This is a genomic window from Mycolicibacterium parafortuitum (assembly GCF_002086815.1).
Taxonomy (GTDB): domain Bacteria; phylum Actinomycetota; class Actinomycetes; order Mycobacteriales; family Mycobacteriaceae; genus Mycobacterium; species Mycobacterium parafortuitum.
The window spans coordinates 1-1,055 of the sequence record NZ_MVID01000065.1; the positions used below are offsets into that span (position 1 = coordinate 1).

The window sequence follows — 1,055 nt, forward strand, 5'->3', positions numbered from 1 at the left end:
ATGACTCAGACAGTGCGTGGTGTGATTTCGCGGGCCAAGGGCCAGCCGGTCGAGGTGGTCGACATCGTCATCCCCGACCCCGGACCCGGCGAGGTCGTCGTGAACATCCAGGCCTGCGGGGTCTGCCACACCGACCTGACCTACCGCGAAGGCGGCATCAACGACGAGTTCCCCTTCCTGCTCGGCCACGAAGCCGCCGGCACCGTCGAAACCATCGGCGAAGGCGTCACCAACGTCACCGTCGGCGACTTCGTCATCCTCAACTGGCGCGCCGTCTGCGGACAATGCCGCGCCTGCAAACGCGGCCGCCCCCACCTGTGCTTCGACACCCACAACGCCGCACAAAAAATGACCCTCACCGACGGCACCGAACTCACCCCCGCCCTGGGCATCGGCGCCTTCGCCGACAAAACCCTCGTCCACCAAGGTCAGTGCACCAAAGTCGACCCCGCCGCCGACCCCGCCGCCGCCGGCCTGCTCGGCTGCGGCGTGATGGCCGGCCTCGGCGCAGCCATCAACACCGGCGCCATCACCCGCGACGACACCGTCGCGGTCATCGGCTGCGGCGGCGTCGGCGACGCCGCCATCGCCGGCGCGGCACTGGTCGGCGCCAAAAAGATCATCGCCGTCGACACCGACAACCGGAAACTGGACTGGGCCCGGCACTTCGGCGCCACCCACACCATCAACGCCAAAGACCTCGACCCCATCGCCACCATCCAGGACCTCACCGACGGCTACGGCGCCGACGTCGTCATCGACGCCGTCGGACGCCCCGAAACCTGGAAACAAGCCTTCTACGCCCGCGACCTCGCCGGCACCGTCGTCCTGGTCGGAGTCCCCACCCCCGACATGACCCTCGACATGCCCCTGATCGACTTCTTCTCCCGCGGCGGAGCACTCAAGTCCTCCTGGTACGGCGACTGCCTCCCCGAACGCGACTTCCCCACCCTCATCAGCCTCTACCTCCAAGGCCGCTTCCCCCTCGACAAATTCGTCTCCGAACGCATCAGCCTCGACCACATCGAAGACGCCTTCCACAAAATGCACGCCGG

General features: G+C 67.4%; 1 protein-coding gene. It reads left to right on the forward strand.

Annotated elements, in window-relative coordinates; all coding sequences use genetic code 11:
- The coding region (locus tag BST38_RS28775) for an S-(hydroxymethyl)mycothiol dehydrogenase (RefSeq protein ID WP_083146945.1) at positions 1-1,055 on the forward strand (1,055 nt) is incomplete at its 3' end.